Raw genomic sequence first — 14,880 nt, forward strand, 5'->3', positions numbered from 1 at the left:
CGTCTGCAAGCACCGTGGCCCGCTCTAGGGCTGAGCGTAGAGTATCGCAACGGCCGTTGTTCGCTAGCTCTTGCGCCCTATTGGCCACGGCCAGCATCGCAGCACGCACTTTTCTATAGTCGCTGTCTGTATAAGTCGGACCGCCCAATGCCACATATTCTTCATAATACGGTGTCAAGGGCAGGCCACCCCCGCCGCTGTGGTCCGGCGCAATCGGATAGGCCGCCAGGCCCGTCGGATCGGTGAAATTCGTGGGGTTGTTGCTCACGTAGCGGTAGGCGTTGGTGTCGTCTTCCGGCCAGATTGGGTCTTCGGTCAAGAAGCGGCCGACTTTGGGGTCGAGCATGAGGATCGTCCTCCGTCTGCGTAGACTGGGTACAAGCTGATGTAAGGTGGTTCGTCACTCTGCTTGAGACGATTGCGCAATAGACGTGTCAGCTCTTTCTGGACGATTGGATAGAGTTGCCGCTCCCACTCCTCGGTCGGAGTGGGGATCTTGATTCGCTCTGGTATTCTCCCACCGGCCGATTGTTTCCTCAGGTGCCTTACGACATCGTGTAAGAGCAGAGCGATCCCCCAACTTTGATGATAGCCGGGAAAATCGGGCATAAGACGATGCGCGTAAGAGAACATCGTCGATGCCGCCGCGAAGTCGAAGTTATCGAGCAGGCAATGCGCTCGGTGTGAGAGGAATATCGCTAATTCCTCGCGAGGTGACTGGCTCTTCAAGTACCAGCCGCGCTTCACGTCGGCTGGGTTCAACTCGCCTGGCCACGTCATGTAGTGCTCGTCGTCGTAGTCAGCATGGAATCCGAGCGATGTGGCTTCGATATTGAACCGCTCCCCATCTGGATCGTCCCAGCGACAGAACAGATGCTCTTTCGCCGTAGCAAGCTTGATGGGATATCCCAGCCGCCGACTAATCGCCGCATACAGCACCGGCATGGTACAGCACGTGCCGCCATGGCCGTCGAGGATGCCATGGATGAATAAGTTCTGTGAATCAGTGCCGTCATAGTCGCCTTGGCTGAACGGCAGATAGTATCTCAATCGAAGATCACGCTGCAGGACCGTGATCAGCACGAGGATGCGGTACTGGTTTGTCGAAAGGTCCGCATCGGCGCCGTGCTTTAATCGTCGTCGGATCGCGCGTCGAGTCGCTGTCTCGACAAGCTCTGTCCACTCATCGATCTTGCGCAGGTAGGGCTCGATGTCATAACCCCAGACTGGCGGCAACCCGAACCCTAAGAAAAGGTTGGTTTCCGCAATGTCGCGTTTCGCGAGATCATCATCCGAAAGCGACCACCAAGTCTGCCACTGCAGGGAACTGCCCTCTTCGTGGCGGCGGAAAGAGATGGCCACCAACAGAGGGCAGGCTAGCGGCCTAGAATGGCCCAGTCAACTTTTTTCTCGGGAGTTTGAGGTACCCGATTGACCGACGCTTTTTGTGATCGCCTCATTTGCCATAGCATTTCGCACAGGCTGACAGCTTGTGCCATTTTGTAGGTCAGGTACTCCGTACCTGACAATGTGCGACATTGCGAACTCGAATGATTGTCATGCACGGGGTGCGTGACCTACGAGGCTTAGGCCGAGGTGGTGGCTCCGAAGCGGTCCATGGCCATCTCTTTCAGCGCCTTGAGGTCGAGCTTGCCGCTGCCGAGGATCGGGAGTTCCTCGACTTCGACGAAGCTGTCGGGCGAGGGGATCCAGAGCTTGGGGAGGCCCGAGGCCGTGAGCTGCCGGTAGATCTCTTCCGGCGTGCGGTCGAGCGGCAGGTGGAGCACGACGATGCGCTCGCCGCGTTTGGGGTCGGAGACGGCGGTGACGGCCGCCTTGAGCTCTTCGTCCGACTTGAGCAGCTCGGCGATCGTCTCTTCGATCTTGATGTGGGGGACCATCTCGCCGCCGATCTTCGAGAAGCGGCTCTGGCGGCCCGTGATGGTGACGAAGCCGTCCTCGTCGATCTTGGCGATGTCGCCGGTGACGTACCAACCGTCGCGGATCACCTTCGAGGTGAGGTCGGGGCGGTCGAGGTAACCGGCCATGACGTTGGGGCCTTTGAAGAGGAGCATGCCCGGCTCGTCGATGCCGAGATCCTCGCCCGTCTCGGGATGGACGATCTTGGCCGTGACGCCGGGGATGGGCCGGCCGACGGAGCCTTCCTTGGTGCCGGGGCTACTGGCGCCGTGCGAGCGGCTGTCGGGCACGTTCAGACAGGCGAGCGGGGCGAGCTCGGTGGCGCCGTACGCCTCGGAAGGACGCACGCCGAACTTGCGCTCGAAGGCGTCGCTCACGTCGGCGGGCAGACGCTCGGCGCTGGCGAACACCACGTCCAGCGAGGCGAAGTCTTCCGGCTGGCAGCGCTTGATGTACGAACGCAGGAAGGTCGGCGTCGCCATCAGGATGTTCGCGCGGTGCTTGCGACTCAGCTCCCCCACCTGCTGCGCTTCGAGCGGGCTGAAGTGGTAGACCCCCTTCGGCGCGAGCGCGAGCATGGTCCACATCGTGGCCGTGTAGCCGTACGAGTGGAAGAAGGGCAAAATGCCGACGGCGGTGTCGGACGTGGTGAGGTGGACGATCTCGTCGATGGCCTGCACGTTCGAGCCGACGTTCTGGTACGTGAGCATGACCCCCTTGGGCTCGCCGGTCGAACCGGAGGTGAAGAGCACGGTGAGCACGTCGTCGGGCTTGATCCGGTTGACGCCCAGGTGATGCTCGAGCCAGGCCAGGGGCATGGCGTAGGTCATGGCCGCGGCGATGAGCTTATCGGCCTTGGTGACCTTGGTGATGAAGTCTTCGAGATAGATGAGCTCGGCGTTGACCTTGATGTTCAAGCGCTGCATGACGCGGCGGCTGGTCAGCACGTGCTTGATATTGCACTGGCGGATGCAGGAATCGATCACCTCGCTCGAGGCGCTGTAATTCAGGTTGACCGCCACGCGTCCGGCCAGCGGCACGGCCACGTTGGCCAGCACCGCGCCGACCGAGGGGGGCAACAGCAGGCCGACGTACTTTTCGTCGGGGCCGAGGATCTCGCGGAGCAGCAGGCGGCGGAAGATGAGAGAACGGAGGAGCAGGTTGGCCCCGTTCACTTCCTGCCCGGTGGTGTCGGCGGCTTTCGGTTGCGATTTATGGTTGCGGCAGTTCCGAACGAACAGACGCAAGAGATTGGTGTCTTTGTCTTGGCGATCTTGCATGGATTGGGCACCCAGGTCCTGGACGGCGCGCCGGATTTGATGGACGTGCTTGGGTTGCTCGAGGCGGTGGCCGTAGGTGATTGTTACGGGGAAGGGCCAACGACTCGGCCACTTCCAAAAAAACCGTCCGCCACGATTACTAAAGATACTGCCCCACAGTCCATCGAGGTAGACCGGTATCAACGGAGCCCCGGTTCCGGCCAGGATGGACATGACCCCGGGCTTGAAGGCCTGGAGCTGGCCGTTGCGGGTCAGGCCCCCCTCGGGGAAGACGCAGACCAGCTCCCCCGCGCGGACGGCATCGCGGGCGGTGGCCAGAGAGCGCATGATCGAGACCCGGCCCGACCCAGGCCGGATGGGGATGGCGCCGAAGGCATCGGCCAGCCAGCGGACGGGCCAGCGCTGGATGTAGTCGGCGTAGCCCAGCATCCGCACGGGGCGGCCCGAACTGAGCACGACGAGCACGGCATCGATCCACGAGACGTGGTTGGCGACGAGCACCGCGCCCCCTTCGGTGGGCACGTTCTCGAGGCCACGGACCCGCAGCCGGTAGAAGACCCGGCTCACGAGCCAGATCAGGAAGCGGATGGTCGGAGCGACAAGCTGCTTCAGGGCATAGAGGGCAACCGCCAGGCTCAAGAGACCGGCGCCAAGGAAAATCGTGCCGGCCGAAAGCCCGAGCGGTCCGCGCACCAGATAGAACAGTCCCGAGACGAGGAGCGTGCCCAGGAAGGTGAGCAGGTTGCTGGCGGCGAGCATCGCTCCGCGCGACTGGGCCGGACTGCGTTCTTGCAGGTAGGCCTGGAGTGGTACATCGAACAGACCGCCCGAGGCCCCCATAACGAAGAGCGAAGCGAGACTCCAGCCGTAGGAGTCGGTGGAGAAGAAGAGGACGAACGAGCCGGTGGCCATGCCGAGCGCGCCGAGGGGGACAAGCCCCAACTCGACGCGGCCGCGCGACCAGTAGCCGGCCAGCAGATTGCCCACGCCCACGCCCAGCGCGATGGCGGCCAGCAGCGGACCGACTTGGTGTTGTTCGAGCCCCAGTTCGTGACAGGCGTAGGCATCGACGTTCAGATTGGCGAGCGACGCCAGCGACCAGAAAAAGGCGGTACCGAGCGCCACTCGCACGAGCGACACGCTGCCGCAGAGGAGGCCGAGATCGCGGAACGTTTGCCGGGCGGGGTTCCAGGGAAACTCACGCGCGGGATTCGCGGGCGCGAGGCGCCCGATGCCGAGACTCGTCAGCCAGCCGACGACGGCAACACCGATCAGCGCCGTGGCCGAGATCCACAAGTTCGTTTGACCCGTGGGACCGGTACCGAGGAACAGGTAGCCACCGGCGATCGAGCCGAGGACGATGGCGAGGATGGTGGTGAGGCCGATGAGTCCATTGGCCGCCGAAAGCTTTTCGGGGCGGACGATCTCGGGAATGCTGCCGAATTTCGATGGGCCGAACAGCGCGCTCTGACTGCCGATCACCATCAGCAGCACGAACATGGCGGTGGTGCTGCCGGCGTAGATGGCGGCGACACCGGCGATGACGATGGCGATCTCGGCCACCTTGCACCAGATCATGACCTGCCGCTTGCTGAACCGATCGGCCAGGTAACCGGCCGGGGCGGCGAGCAGGACGTAGGGAAGCACAAAGGCCGCCAGGCCGACGGCCAGGGCCAGCGCTTCGCTCTCGCCACCGTAGTAGTGTTTGCCAATGGGCACGATCAACCAACGAAACATGTTGTCGTTGAAAGCTCCCAGGAACTGCGTCGCAAGCAATCCCAGGAAGCTGCGGGAAAGCAGGCCGCCGCGTGGGTCGGCGGGGGCGACGGTCGCCGCGGCGGTTAGAGTCTCTGTTGCCATCGGTCCACTCCCGGTCACTCGGCTGGCGAATTGGGGACAACTTGGGTCACAGGCTATAGGGGCGGCGGAGCGCGCCGGGATGTAACGCGGCGGCAGACAAGAATCTGGTAAGTTGTCGTAAGGCCTTGCTCGCGAGCCTGTTGCAGGCGCGGAACAGGAGCGGAAGCCGGGGATCGATCAGGCCGATCGGGCGGGTGATGCGGAGCTGTCGGGGATGAGCTGGGGATGGAATGTGCCCGAGTGGAACGGCGCGATCGGCTGGCTCGTATTCGGCTCGGTGCTGATGTTCGTCGGCAGCCTGGCCCTGCTGCCGGTGATCATCGTGCGGATGCCGCACGACTACTTCACGCGGAAACGTCCGCCGGAGGACGGCCGCAGAAGCGCAGTCCGGCTGCTGCTGCGCGTGCTGAAGAATGTGCTGGGCGCGCTGATCGCCCTGCTGGGCGTGCTGTTGATCTTTACGCCGGGCCAGGGGCTGATGACGATCTTTGTGGGGGTCACGCTGCTCGACTTTCCGGGGAAACGGCGGGCCGAGATCGCCATCCTGGGACGCCCCGGCGTGTTGGGACCGATCAATCGCCTGCGTACGAAACTGGGGCACCGGCCGCTCGAGATGCCGCCGCGAGCATCGCCCCGCCCCAAGTGACGAGGGGACGGAGCAGACCGAGCAATGCTCACGCGAGTTGGAGCGAATGGGGCCAAGCCGACGACATGCTCGTCGAGACTCCGAGAGCGCGGAAGGCCGACACGCCATGCGGAGGGACGAGGCGGAATGTCCGTCGAGCGCTCGGGCACGTTGGGCGAGGTGCTACGAGGGTTTTTTCCAGAAAAGCTGGCTTCGAGGCGACGAAGACCCTACCATAGTAGTGGGGTACCTGCTTTCCCTCTCTTAGGTTGATTGTTCCGTTCATAGGGGGGGTGTCGTTCTGGCATCTTTGACGGGGCTTTGATCTGACTTTTATTGAGGGGGGGCGCCCTCGGTCACTACTGTCGATCTGTCCACATCAGCGGGAGCACGAGTCGGGAGGACGTTTATGTCCATCAGGCTACTGATTGCGGATGATCACGAGGTCGTTCGCCATGGATTGACCAGTCTGCTCGCCGACACCGATATCGAGGTGGTGGGCGAAGCGACCAATGGTGAGGAAGTGCTCGAGCGGGCGCGCGAGTTGAAGCCCGATCTCGTGCTGCTCGACATCCGCATGGGAGAGAGCGATGGGCTGAAGGCGCTCGAGCAGTTTCGCCAGGAGCAGCCGAAGCTGCCGATTCTCGTCCTGTCGATGTACGACAATCCGACGTACACGGCGCGTGCCGTGGCGCTCGGCGCGAACGGCTACCTGCTCAAGGGTTGCAGCCGCGACGAGCTGATCGAGGCGATTCGCATCGTGGCGGCCGGCCATGACATGTGGACGCGCGACGAGCTGCGCCGCGTGAGCGGGGCGCTCGCCACGCCGCGACTCTCGGGCGATATCGAAGTGCCCCTGACGCGCCGCGAGGCCGAGGTGCTGGCGATGGTCTCGCAGGGGCTGACGAACAAGGAGATCGCCAAGGCGCTGTTTATCAGCGCCGAGACGGTGAAAGAGCATGTGCAGCGCATCTTGAAAAAGATCGGCGTGGCCGATCGCACGCAAGCGGCGGTGTGGGCCGTGCGCAAGGGATTGGTTTAGGGGCGTGCGTCGCCGCTTTCACGCGATGATGATGGAGAGCCCGAACGGGATCTCCAGCTCGGTGAACATTTCCAAGCAAGTGTGGGGCACCTCCACGCCCGCGTGATCGCAATTTGAGCGATAGCCCAGGAAGACGTCGACCGTCGCGTGGCGTTTGAGTTGCTTCAAATAGTCGCGATGACTCTTGATGTCAGACCAGAGTGCATCGATGTGTTTCTCGAGCGGCTCGGTTTCAGCCACGCGTGGCGAGTAGCTCCACATGTCATGTCGATAGGGCGGCGACTTCGGTCCTTTGCGCTCACCAGCGCGATGGCTTGAAGTCGGCTCGAGTCCGAGCGTCGATGTAATCTCTTTCAAGTTGAGGCTGGCGCCGAAGATGCGCAGCGACGCCGAGCAATGGAGATAGTTCTCCTCATCTGGCTCATGCCCTACGGTAAAGTCTCGTAGAGTACGGAAGCGCTTTGCTTCATCCATGTCCGGGTACTTTTTGCGGTCTACTGATGAATCCCGTGGCTCAACAACGCCGGCTGCTTTCACAGCAAGTCGTAGTGCAATGAGTGTACCTGGAGGCCCGGCGTGGTTCATCCAAGAGTCGGTGTTGCGAAGCAACCTGAGGATGAGGGTTGTGCTGCACTGTCTCGAGGTCACGACCGCTGGCTGATCCTCTTGTCGCTGCGCGACACGGACGATTCTCCGACTACGAGCTCTTTGGAGTGGCCTATCGCTTGCGGAGTAATCGTCCGTGCCACCCGCGCCCTCATTCGTGATGCACCGCGCGATTAAGCTGACGGGCCGCTCGACGTGTCGGCTGGTACGAAGCCGGCGTGGCGGGGTTCGACGAGGCGGAAGGTGACGAGTCCGCCGAGGACTAACATTGCCGCGCCGCCGAGGAAGACGCGCTCGAAGCCGAACAGGTCGACGGCCCAGCCGACTAATGGCGACATGCTGAAGGGTACCGCCAGGCAGAAGCCGAGCGTGCCGAGGTAGCGCGGGTGATCGACCGCGCGGCAGATCTCGAGCGTGTAGTTCTGCGTCGTCCGCATCATGACGGGCGTCAGGCCCAGGAGCGCGAAGACGCCGGGATAGAGCTTGCGCCCCAGCTCCGGCTCGACGTGGCCGAGCACGATGGCCAACAGCGGCGTGGTGGCGAGCGTGAGGATGATCACGCGCAGCGCGAGTCGGTTGCCGAAGCGATCGGCGATGGGGCCGATGAACAGGCTGTAGACGCCGAGCGCGGCGTTCTGGGCGATGACCCAGATCATCAGGTTGCGGCCCGCGAGTCCGAGCCGCTCGCGCGCGAAGGCCTGAAAGTGCGGGAAGAGGATCAGGATCGTGCTGAAGAGGACGACCACTTCGATCAGCCGGCGAAAGTTCTTGTCGTCGCGCAAAATGCTCCAGGCATCGGCGAGCGATTCGCGAATGCCGGAGGCCTGATCGAGCGGCGCGTCGTCCTTGGGTTCGGCGCAGAACATGGCCGAGATGCCCGAGATGACGAAGACGATGCCGCAGAAGGCGAAGATGCTGTCAAAGCCGCCGGCGGGATCGTCGAGCCAATCGCCGAGAAACCACCAAGTGAGCCCGATGGCGGTGATGGCGCCGACGATGGCGGCGAGTGCGAGCAAGCGGCCGCGATGCTCGGCGCGAATCAGCTTGCCCTGCACCGTGTTGTACGAGATCTGGTTGATGCCGTTCGAGACGCCGAACAGCGTGTAGATGATGAGGAACACCGGCGCCAGCCAGGCGGGGGGCGTCGTGCCGTGGTAATTGAGAAACAGGGCCAGCACGAGCCAGGGGACGCCCATCACGAACGACGAACGGACGAGCGACCACTTCTTGCGCGGCATGGCAGAGAGGGTCGAGGCATAGAAGAGTGGTGGCACGCTCTGGCCGAGGCGATTCAGCACGGGGAGCAGTCCGCGCATCCAGCCGGCGCCGCCGGCGAGCGTGTCGAGAAAGGCGGGTACGATGACCGTTTCGGTCTTGAAGATCCAGCCGCTACGCAGCACGACCTGATTGACCACGAGGGCGATGAAATTCCGCAACTCGTGCCGCAGGAGATAGGCGTCGTACGCCGAAGGCTCGGCGGCCGACGCCGCGGGTGGTGCGTCGGCGGCGGGCTCGTCGGAGGTCGAAACGGCGGTGGGGGATGTCGGGGCGGGGGGAGATTCGTGCGACCGCATGCTGCCATTATAGCGGGTGGGCATGAGAAGACTGAATTTCGTGTTTGGATACGTTAGACTGAGAGGCGATGCGGCCGGGTGGCACTGGCTCCGCCAGTGCAGCGGGTAGCACCGATCATTTTGCGGAGCAAATGGACCATGCTCTTCGACGCCAAGTCGCAAAATGGTCGGTGTCGCGCAGCGACAAGAGGATCGGTACGACGTGTGCATCGCGAGGGGAGGGAACGGCGAGAACCGTGTGGTCGCCGTCGCTCATCCTCTTGTCGTTACGCCACATGGTCTGGGTGGCACTGGCTCTGCCAGCGCAGTTCGATTGGCCATCCATCGTTGAGTCGGATGCTACGCTCGACATTCATCATTCATCGCTGAGGAGTCGACGATAGTTGCAGCATGTATTTGCGATGGCAATGATCCAGAAGTGTCTCACCGAACCACGCACTGGCAGAGCCAGTGGCACCCCGGAGTTCCCCACTTCGATTCCGAACGATTGCTAACGAAAAGACTGTCATGCGAGGCAGCCTTTACATTCCTGTCAGGTACGGCGTACCTGACCCACAAATCTGCGGCGTTAATATCTCGTCGTGCCTTTGTGCCCTTATGGTAAATCAATCGGCCGCTGAGCTTGAAAGCAACCACGACGACACGACGGCACTACGGTAAGATCCGTTTTTTCGTCAGGCACGTCCATGCCTGACCTATTTGCAGGGGACCGAGCATGATTCGCGAGTTCAGCCGGCGGCAGTTCTTGAAGACCGGGGCGGCCACGGGAGCAGGCGTGATGACGCTGGCGAGCGTGGCTCGTGCGGCCACCGCCGCCAACGATCGCGTCGTGATTGCCGTGATGGGCACGAACGGTCGTGGCTCGGCGCTGGCGGGTCAGTTCGCGGCCCTGTCCGACGCCCAGGTGGCGTACATCTGCGACGTCGACGATCGCGCCGCGGCCAAGGGCGTGGCCGCGGTCGAGAAGCAGGGTGGATCTTCTCCCCAGGTAGTGAAGGATTTTCGCCGCGCGCTCGATGACCAGTCGGTCGATGCCCTGGTGATCGCCGCGCCCGACCACTGGCACGCGCCGGCGACGATTCTGGCCTGTGCGGCGGGCAAGCACGTCTACTGCGAGAAGCCGGCCTGCCACAACCCGCGCGAAGGGGAGCTGATGGTCGAGGCGGCGCGGAAACATAACCGTACGGTGCAGATCGGCACGCAGCGACGCAGTTCGCCGACGATCGGCGCGGCGATCGAACGGATGAAGGCGGGCGAAATCGGCAAGGTGCGCTTCGCGCGCGGCTGGATCAATGGCGACCGGCCGAACATCGGGCGCGGGCGAGAGATACCCGTGCCGACGGAACTCGACTTCGACTTGTGGCAGGGGCCCGCCCCTTTGCGGCCCTATCACGACAACCTCGTACACTACAACTGGCACTGGTTCTGGAACTGGGGGACGGGCGAGTTGGGGAACAACGGCGTCCACTCGCTTGATATCGTGCGCTGGGGATTGGGCGTCGATCACCCGACGCGCGTGGTGTGCGGCGGCGGCAAGCTGGCGTTCGACGACGATCAGGAGACGCCCGACACGCAACTGGTGACGTACGAGTTCGGCGACAAGGGGGCCACCTGGGAACACAAGACGTGGCACCGCCGTGGCCTCGACGGACAGGGCTGGGGGACCAGTTTCTACGGTGACGCGGGGAGCCTGGTGATCGGCAGCAGCCGGCTGGCGTTTTACGACCGCATGGACAAGGAGCTCGAGAGCCTCGAGATCAACCGCGGCGACGGCGAGCATTTGCAGAATTTTATCGACTGCCTGCGCTCGGGCGAGCGGCCGAACTGCGACGTGGAAGAAGGGGTGAAGAGTGCCCTGCTCTGCCACCTGGGCAACATCGCCTACCGCACGGGGCGCACGGTGAACCTCGACGCGGCGACGGGGAAGATCACCGGGGATGAAGAGCAGATGGCCCTGTGGCAGCGCGAGTATCGGCCGGGGTGGGAGCCGAAGGTTTAAGAGACCCTAACACAACCCAAACTGCTCTTCATGGCCTTGGCCGTATTTGATACTTTTCGCGGTGGGATGGCGAGCTTCGCAGCTTCAGTCATGGAGGATCCTGCGATGGCCAAACCACTTCTTTCCGACGAACTGTGGGAGCGGATTGAACCTCTGCTCCCACCATTGTCGCCTCATCCCGAAGGCGGTCGCCCTTGGGTTGGCAACCGTGAGGCGTTGACGGGCATCCTGTTTGTCCTGCGAACGGGAATTCCGTGGGAAATGCTGCCGCAGGAAATGGGTTGCGGTTGTGGGATGACGTGTTGGCGACGTCTCCGTGATTGGCAGGCCGCCGGCGTCTGGCGGCGATTGCACGAGATTCTGCTGGCCGAACTGAACCAGGCTGACAAAATCGACTGGTCGCGCGCGGTCGCCGACAGTGCGATGTTGCGGGCCATGTGCGGAGGCCCAAAAACCGGCCCGAATCCGACCGATCGGCGAAAACCGGGCAGCAAGCACCACGTCCTGACGGACGGCAACGGCACTCCACTGGTCGTGATCCTGACGGCGGCCAACGTTCATGACGTGACGGAACTCCTCCCGTTGGTCGACCACATTCCACCGGTCCGAGGCAAGCCAGGTCCGCCTCGACGTCATCCCGACCGGGTCCAAGCCGATACCGCATACGACTCCGAACCGCACCGCAAGGCACTTCGCAAACAAGGCATCACCCCTGTGATCCCGAAACGCAACCGGGAACACGGCAGCGGGTTGGGAGTCTTTCGCTGGGTCGTCGAACGCACGCTCTCGTGGCTTCACCATTTCCGCCGACTCCGCATTCGTTGGGAGCGCCGCGACGACATCCACGAAGCCTTCATCAACCTCGCTGAAGCGCTGATCTGCCTCAACATCGCCAAAACCGAGTTGTGTTAGAGTCTCTAAGTTACTTCTGGCTCAACCAAAGATACCAGCCGCCCGTAGAGCTGGTGGATGAACGTCGCGTTGTCGCATTGCAGGTAGTGCATGGCTCCGCCCATGCGGGAGTAGCTTTTGCAGAAGCGCAGGTAGTAGGCGGGGTTCGTCTTGGGGGGCTCGCCCTGGGTCCAGTCCCAGCCGCCGCCGTCTTGCAGATCGACGACGAAGATCGTGTGGTGGTGGATGATGTTCCGCCCGTTCTGCAAGCGCAGGTTGTTCACGCAACTTTCGCTTTTCTCGAAGACCTGCGGGCCCATGATGGCCGAGCCGACCGAGAGGACGACCCCCTCGTCGAGGCCTTCGACCGAGCCGCCGAAGAGCTTGAAGTCGAGCTCCGCCGCGCGGCCGATCGCCGAACCGCTGAAGACCGGATGGTTGGCGATGATGTCGTAGCCGATGCCGGGATGCACCGTGACCGGCACGCCATGCTTGTAGGCGCTGGCGAGAATGGAGGCGTGCTTCCAACGATGCTCGACAGCATTGCGGCCGGCGGGCCAGTTCTGCTCGCGCATGGCGCGCAGCAGATCCGCGCGGGCAGCCGTGAGACGATGTGCGGGTTCGTCCGCGATCTGGGCCGCGAGCTCGTCGGTCGTGGGGAGCGTGACGCCATCTTCATGGATGTGGCGGCCCAACGAGCGGCCGTAGCCGAGATCCTCGAGCGCGCCGGCCATTAGCGCGCGGTGGATGTTCGTGGCGGTCTCGTCCCAGGTGCCGAAGGTGCCGGTGGCGACGTTCATCTCGACGCTCTCGGTCGAGGCGCCGAACCAGGCGTATTCCCAATCGTGGATCGTGCCGGCGCCGTTCGTGGCCAGATGCGTGAGCCAGCCCCCCGCCATCAGTCGATCGAGCACGAGCGCCGCGCCGTTGCGCAGCAGATGCGCGCCGTAGATCAGCATCACCGTGGCGCCGCGCTCGCGGGCATGGCGGATCTTGGCGGCGCACTGGTCGATCAGCCGCGCGTTGGCCTCGTGACAGGGCTTCGGAGGGGTCGTCGGGTCGATGAGAATGTCTTCGACCGTCGTGAGATGGCACCGCTCGCTGAGCGGATAGACTTTCAACTTGCTGAGATCGATGGGCTGGACGGGCATATGCTTTCAACGCAAAGTCGCGTGGGAAATTTCAACGCAAAGACGCAAAGGCGCGAAGACGCCGAGGAGTTAAGGGTAGAAGAATGCCGCCGAGATGCAAGCGGCGCTGCGCGCGGGAGGAGGGGCGAGGCCGTATGTTCCTTTGCGCCCTTCGCCTCTTAGCGGTGAAATAATCTGCTTTTCACAATTCCTCTTGTCGCTGCGCGACACCGACCATTTTGCGACTTGCCGTCGATCGGTCGCCGCGGATCGTACCGCAAAATGATCGGTGCCACCCGGCCGATTTCTGGTACGCGCGTAGAGGGCTTCGATCGCCGTCGTTGCCAGGAAGCCCCTCGCTTACGCTTCGGGTTAGGATGCCTTGCGCCTTAGCGTCTCTGCGTCTTTGCGTTGAAAAACTAAAAACGCAATCTCACGCCGAGCGCATCAGCTCGGCCTTGTCGACTTCGACGCCGGCGAACTGGTGGGTGATCCAGCCCCGGTTCATCACGAGGATGCGGTCGGCGTGGGCGAGGATCAGTTCGGGCTCGTTCGAGGCGAGCACGATCGCGGCCCCCTGCTGCTTGAGCTCGGCCACCAGCCGCATGATGTCTTCCTTCGCGCCGACGTCCATGCCGCGGGTCGGTTCGTCGAGCAGCAGCACGCGGATCGGTCCCAACAGCCATTTGGCGAAGACGACTTTCTGCTGGTTCCCCCCCGAGAGGCTGCCGGCCTTGAGGTGCGGGTCCGGGGGCTGGCAGCCGACGCGCTCGAGCAGCGGCCGCGCGACGTTCGTCTCGCGGCGGCGGGTAAGCCAGCGCCCGACGGCGCGGCGCAGATGCGCGAGGGTGGCGTTCTGATAGATCGGCGCGTTGAGCACGAGGGTCTGCTTGCGATCGGCGCCGACGAAGAGCACCCCGCGCTCGACGGCGGCTCGAACGCTGCCGGCCCGCAGGGCGCGGCCAGCGAGGGAGATGGTACCGGCGGTGGCGCGTCGCGCGCCGGCCAGGGTCTGCACGACCTCTTGATGCCCGGCGCCGACGAATCCGTAGATGCCGAGGCATTCGCCCGGCGCCACGGAGAAGTTTACTTCGCCGAACGCCCCGGCGAGTCGCAGATGGCTGACCTCGACCAGCGGGGGCGCGGCGGAGCGTGGCGGCAGCGCGACCGAGGTCTCGTAGCCCGCCTCGCTCCCTTCGAGGCCGTGTCCCAGCATCGTGCGAATGACGTAATGCTTGTCGAGCTGCGTGGAGGGGGTGGTTTCGATCCGCCGGCCGTCGCGCAAAATGGTCACGTCGTCGCAGATGGCGAGCACGTCCTCGATGAAGTGGCTGATGAAGACGAACGACACGCCCAACCGCTTGAGCCGCGCGACGAGCGAGAAGAGCCGTTGTGTTTCGGGGGGGCTCAGCGCGCTGGTCGGTTCGTCGAGGATCAGGACCCGCGCCCCGCTGTGCAGGCCACGGGCAATCTCGACCATCTGCCGGATGACAAGCGGATAGCGATCGAGCCGCTGGCGCACGTCGATATGGATCTCGAGTTCTTCCAGGTACTGCTGCGCCTGGCGGTACATCGAGCGCCAGTCGATGCGGCCGAGCTTTGTTGTCGGCTGTCGTCCCAGGAAGAGATTCTCGGCCACCGAGAGTTGTGCAATCCCGGACAGCTCCTGATAGACCATAGCGATGCCATGCGCGAGCGCCGCCTGGGGACTCGAGAGGCGAATCGGCCGGCCCTCGAGCAGGATCTCGCCGTCGTGGTCGGGGAGCACGCCGGCCAGGATCTTCATGAGCGTGCTCTTGCCGGCGCCGTTGCTGCCGACGAGGCCATGCACGCGTCCGGCCTCGAGGGTGAAGTCGACCCCCTCGAGCGCCACCTCGCCCCCGAAGCGCTTGCTAATGCCGCGGCATTGCAGAAGCGGAACGACTGGCTGGTCCGATTGAGTCGACATGCGAA

At 63.5% G+C, this 14,880-nt stretch carries 11 protein-coding genes; 4 read left to right on the forward strand and 7 right to left on the reverse strand.

Features of this window, described 5'->3' with window-relative positions; translation table 11 throughout:
* The 3 genes from KF708_02185 to KF708_02195 form a co-directional block, all read right to left on the reverse strand.
* Positions 1 to 346, reverse strand: a 346-nt coding sequence (locus KF708_02185) for a hypothetical protein (GenBank protein MBX3411499.1), incomplete at its 3' end; no start/stop codon positions are given.
* Positions 316 to 1,362, reverse strand: a complete 1,047-nt coding sequence (locus KF708_02190) for a hypothetical protein (GenBank protein ID MBX3411500.1) — start codon at positions 1,360 to 1,362, stop codon at positions 316 to 318. The genes KF708_02185 and KF708_02190, both read right to left, overlap by 31 nt.
* Positions 1,363 to 1,586: 224 nt before the next feature.
* Entirely contained in the window at positions 1,587 to 5,060 is a 3,474-nt protein-coding gene (locus KF708_02195) for an MFS transporter (protein MBX3411501.1), read from the reverse strand.
* A 214-nt stretch (positions 5,061 to 5,274) separates the two neighbouring features.
* Here KF708_02195 and KF708_02200 point away from each other — a divergent pair, with 214 nt between their 5' ends.
* Both KF708_02200 and KF708_02205 read left to right on the forward strand, forming a co-directional pair.
* A complete protein-coding gene (locus KF708_02200) occupies positions 5,275 to 5,706 on the forward strand; it encodes a hypothetical protein (GenBank protein ID MBX3411502.1) in 432 nt (143 codons plus the stop codon).
* Positions 5,707 to 6,094: 388 nt separating this feature from the next.
* A complete protein-coding gene (locus KF708_02205) occupies positions 6,095 to 6,727 on the forward strand; it encodes a response regulator transcription factor (protein ID MBX3411503.1) in 633 nt (210 codons plus the stop codon).
* 18 nt (positions 6,728 to 6,745) lie between these two features.
* Here the strand turns inward: KF708_02205 and KF708_02210 are convergent, their stop codons facing one another.
* Positions 6,746 to 7,201 (reverse strand): DUF4279 domain-containing protein, encoded by a 456-nt coding sequence (locus KF708_02210; protein MBX3411504.1) that lies wholly within the window; start codon positions 7,199 to 7,201, stop codon positions 6,746 to 6,748.
* Between the two features lie 305 nt (positions 7,202 to 7,506).
* Positions 7,507 to 8,931, reverse strand: coding sequence for an MFS transporter (locus KF708_02215; GenBank protein ID MBX3411505.1), 1,425 nt, complete (start codon positions 8,929 to 8,931; stop codon positions 7,507 to 7,509).
* 691 nt (positions 8,932 to 9,622) lie between these two features.
* On the opposite strand from KF708_02215, the gene KF708_02220 reads away from it, so the two are divergent.
* Together KF708_02220 and KF708_02225 are read left to right on the forward strand one after the other, a co-directional pair.
* Positions 9,623 to 10,906: a Gfo/Idh/MocA family oxidoreductase gene (locus KF708_02220; GenBank protein MBX3411506.1), complete on the forward strand. Its 1,284-nt coding sequence runs from the start codon at positions 9,623 to 9,625 to the stop codon at positions 10,904 to 10,906.
* Positions 10,907 to 11,011: 105 nt separating this feature from the next.
* The gene (locus tag KF708_02225) at positions 11,012 to 11,818 is read left to right on the forward strand and encodes an IS5 family transposase (protein ID MBX3411507.1); all 807 of its coding nucleotides are present in this window, start codon (positions 11,012 to 11,014) and stop codon (positions 11,816 to 11,818) included.
* Between the two features lie 5 nt (positions 11,819 to 11,823).
* Here KF708_02225 and KF708_02230 read toward each other — a convergent pair whose 3' ends face one another.
* Both KF708_02230 and KF708_02235 read right to left on the reverse strand, forming a co-directional pair.
* Entirely contained in the window at positions 11,824 to 12,948 is a 1,125-nt protein-coding gene (locus tag KF708_02230; protein ID MBX3411508.1) for a hypothetical protein, read from the reverse strand.
* Positions 12,949 to 13,360: 412 nt separating this feature from the next.
* Complete coding sequence (locus KF708_02235; GenBank protein MBX3411509.1) at positions 13,361 to 14,875, reverse strand: sugar ABC transporter ATP-binding protein; 1,515 nt, start codon at positions 14,873 to 14,875, stop codon at positions 13,361 to 13,363.
* Positions 14,876 to 14,880: the final 5 nt, after the last annotated feature.

The organism is Pirellulales bacterium, from assembly GCA_019636335.1.
In the GTDB taxonomy this organism is placed as follows: Bacteria; Planctomycetota; Planctomycetia; order Pirellulales; family JAEUIK01; genus JAHBXR01.

Coding starts and splice junctions, on each gene's coding strand:
- KF708_02230 (MBX3411508.1), bottom strand. CDS start 12,948: ATGCCCGTCCAGCCCATCGATCTCAGCAAGTTGAAAGTCTATCCGCTC.
- KF708_02225 (MBX3411507.1), top strand. CDS start 11,012: ATGGCCAAACCACTTCTTTCCGACGAACTGTGGGAGCGGATTGAACCT.
- KF708_02220 (MBX3411506.1), top strand. CDS start 9,623: ATGATTCGCGAGTTCAGCCGGCGGCAGTTCTTGAAGACCGGGGCGGCC.
- KF708_02195 (MBX3411501.1), bottom strand. CDS start 5,060: ATGGCAACAGAGACTCTAACCGCCGCGGCGACCGTCGCCCCCGCCGAC.
- KF708_02210 (MBX3411504.1), bottom strand. CDS start 7,201: ATGGATGAAGCAAAGCGCTTCCGTACTCTACGAGACTTTACCGTAGGG.
- KF708_02215 (MBX3411505.1), bottom strand. CDS start 8,931: ATGCCCACCCGCTATAATGGCAGCATGCGGTCGCACGAATCTCCCCCC.
- KF708_02200 (MBX3411502.1), top strand. CDS start 5,275: ATGAGCTGGGGATGGAATGTGCCCGAGTGGAACGGCGCGATCGGCTGG.
- KF708_02205 (MBX3411503.1), top strand. CDS start 6,095: ATGTCCATCAGGCTACTGATTGCGGATGATCACGAGGTCGTTCGCCAT.
- KF708_02235 (MBX3411509.1), bottom strand. CDS start 14,875: ATGTCGACTCAATCGGACCAGCCAGTCGTTCCGCTTCTGCAATGCCGC.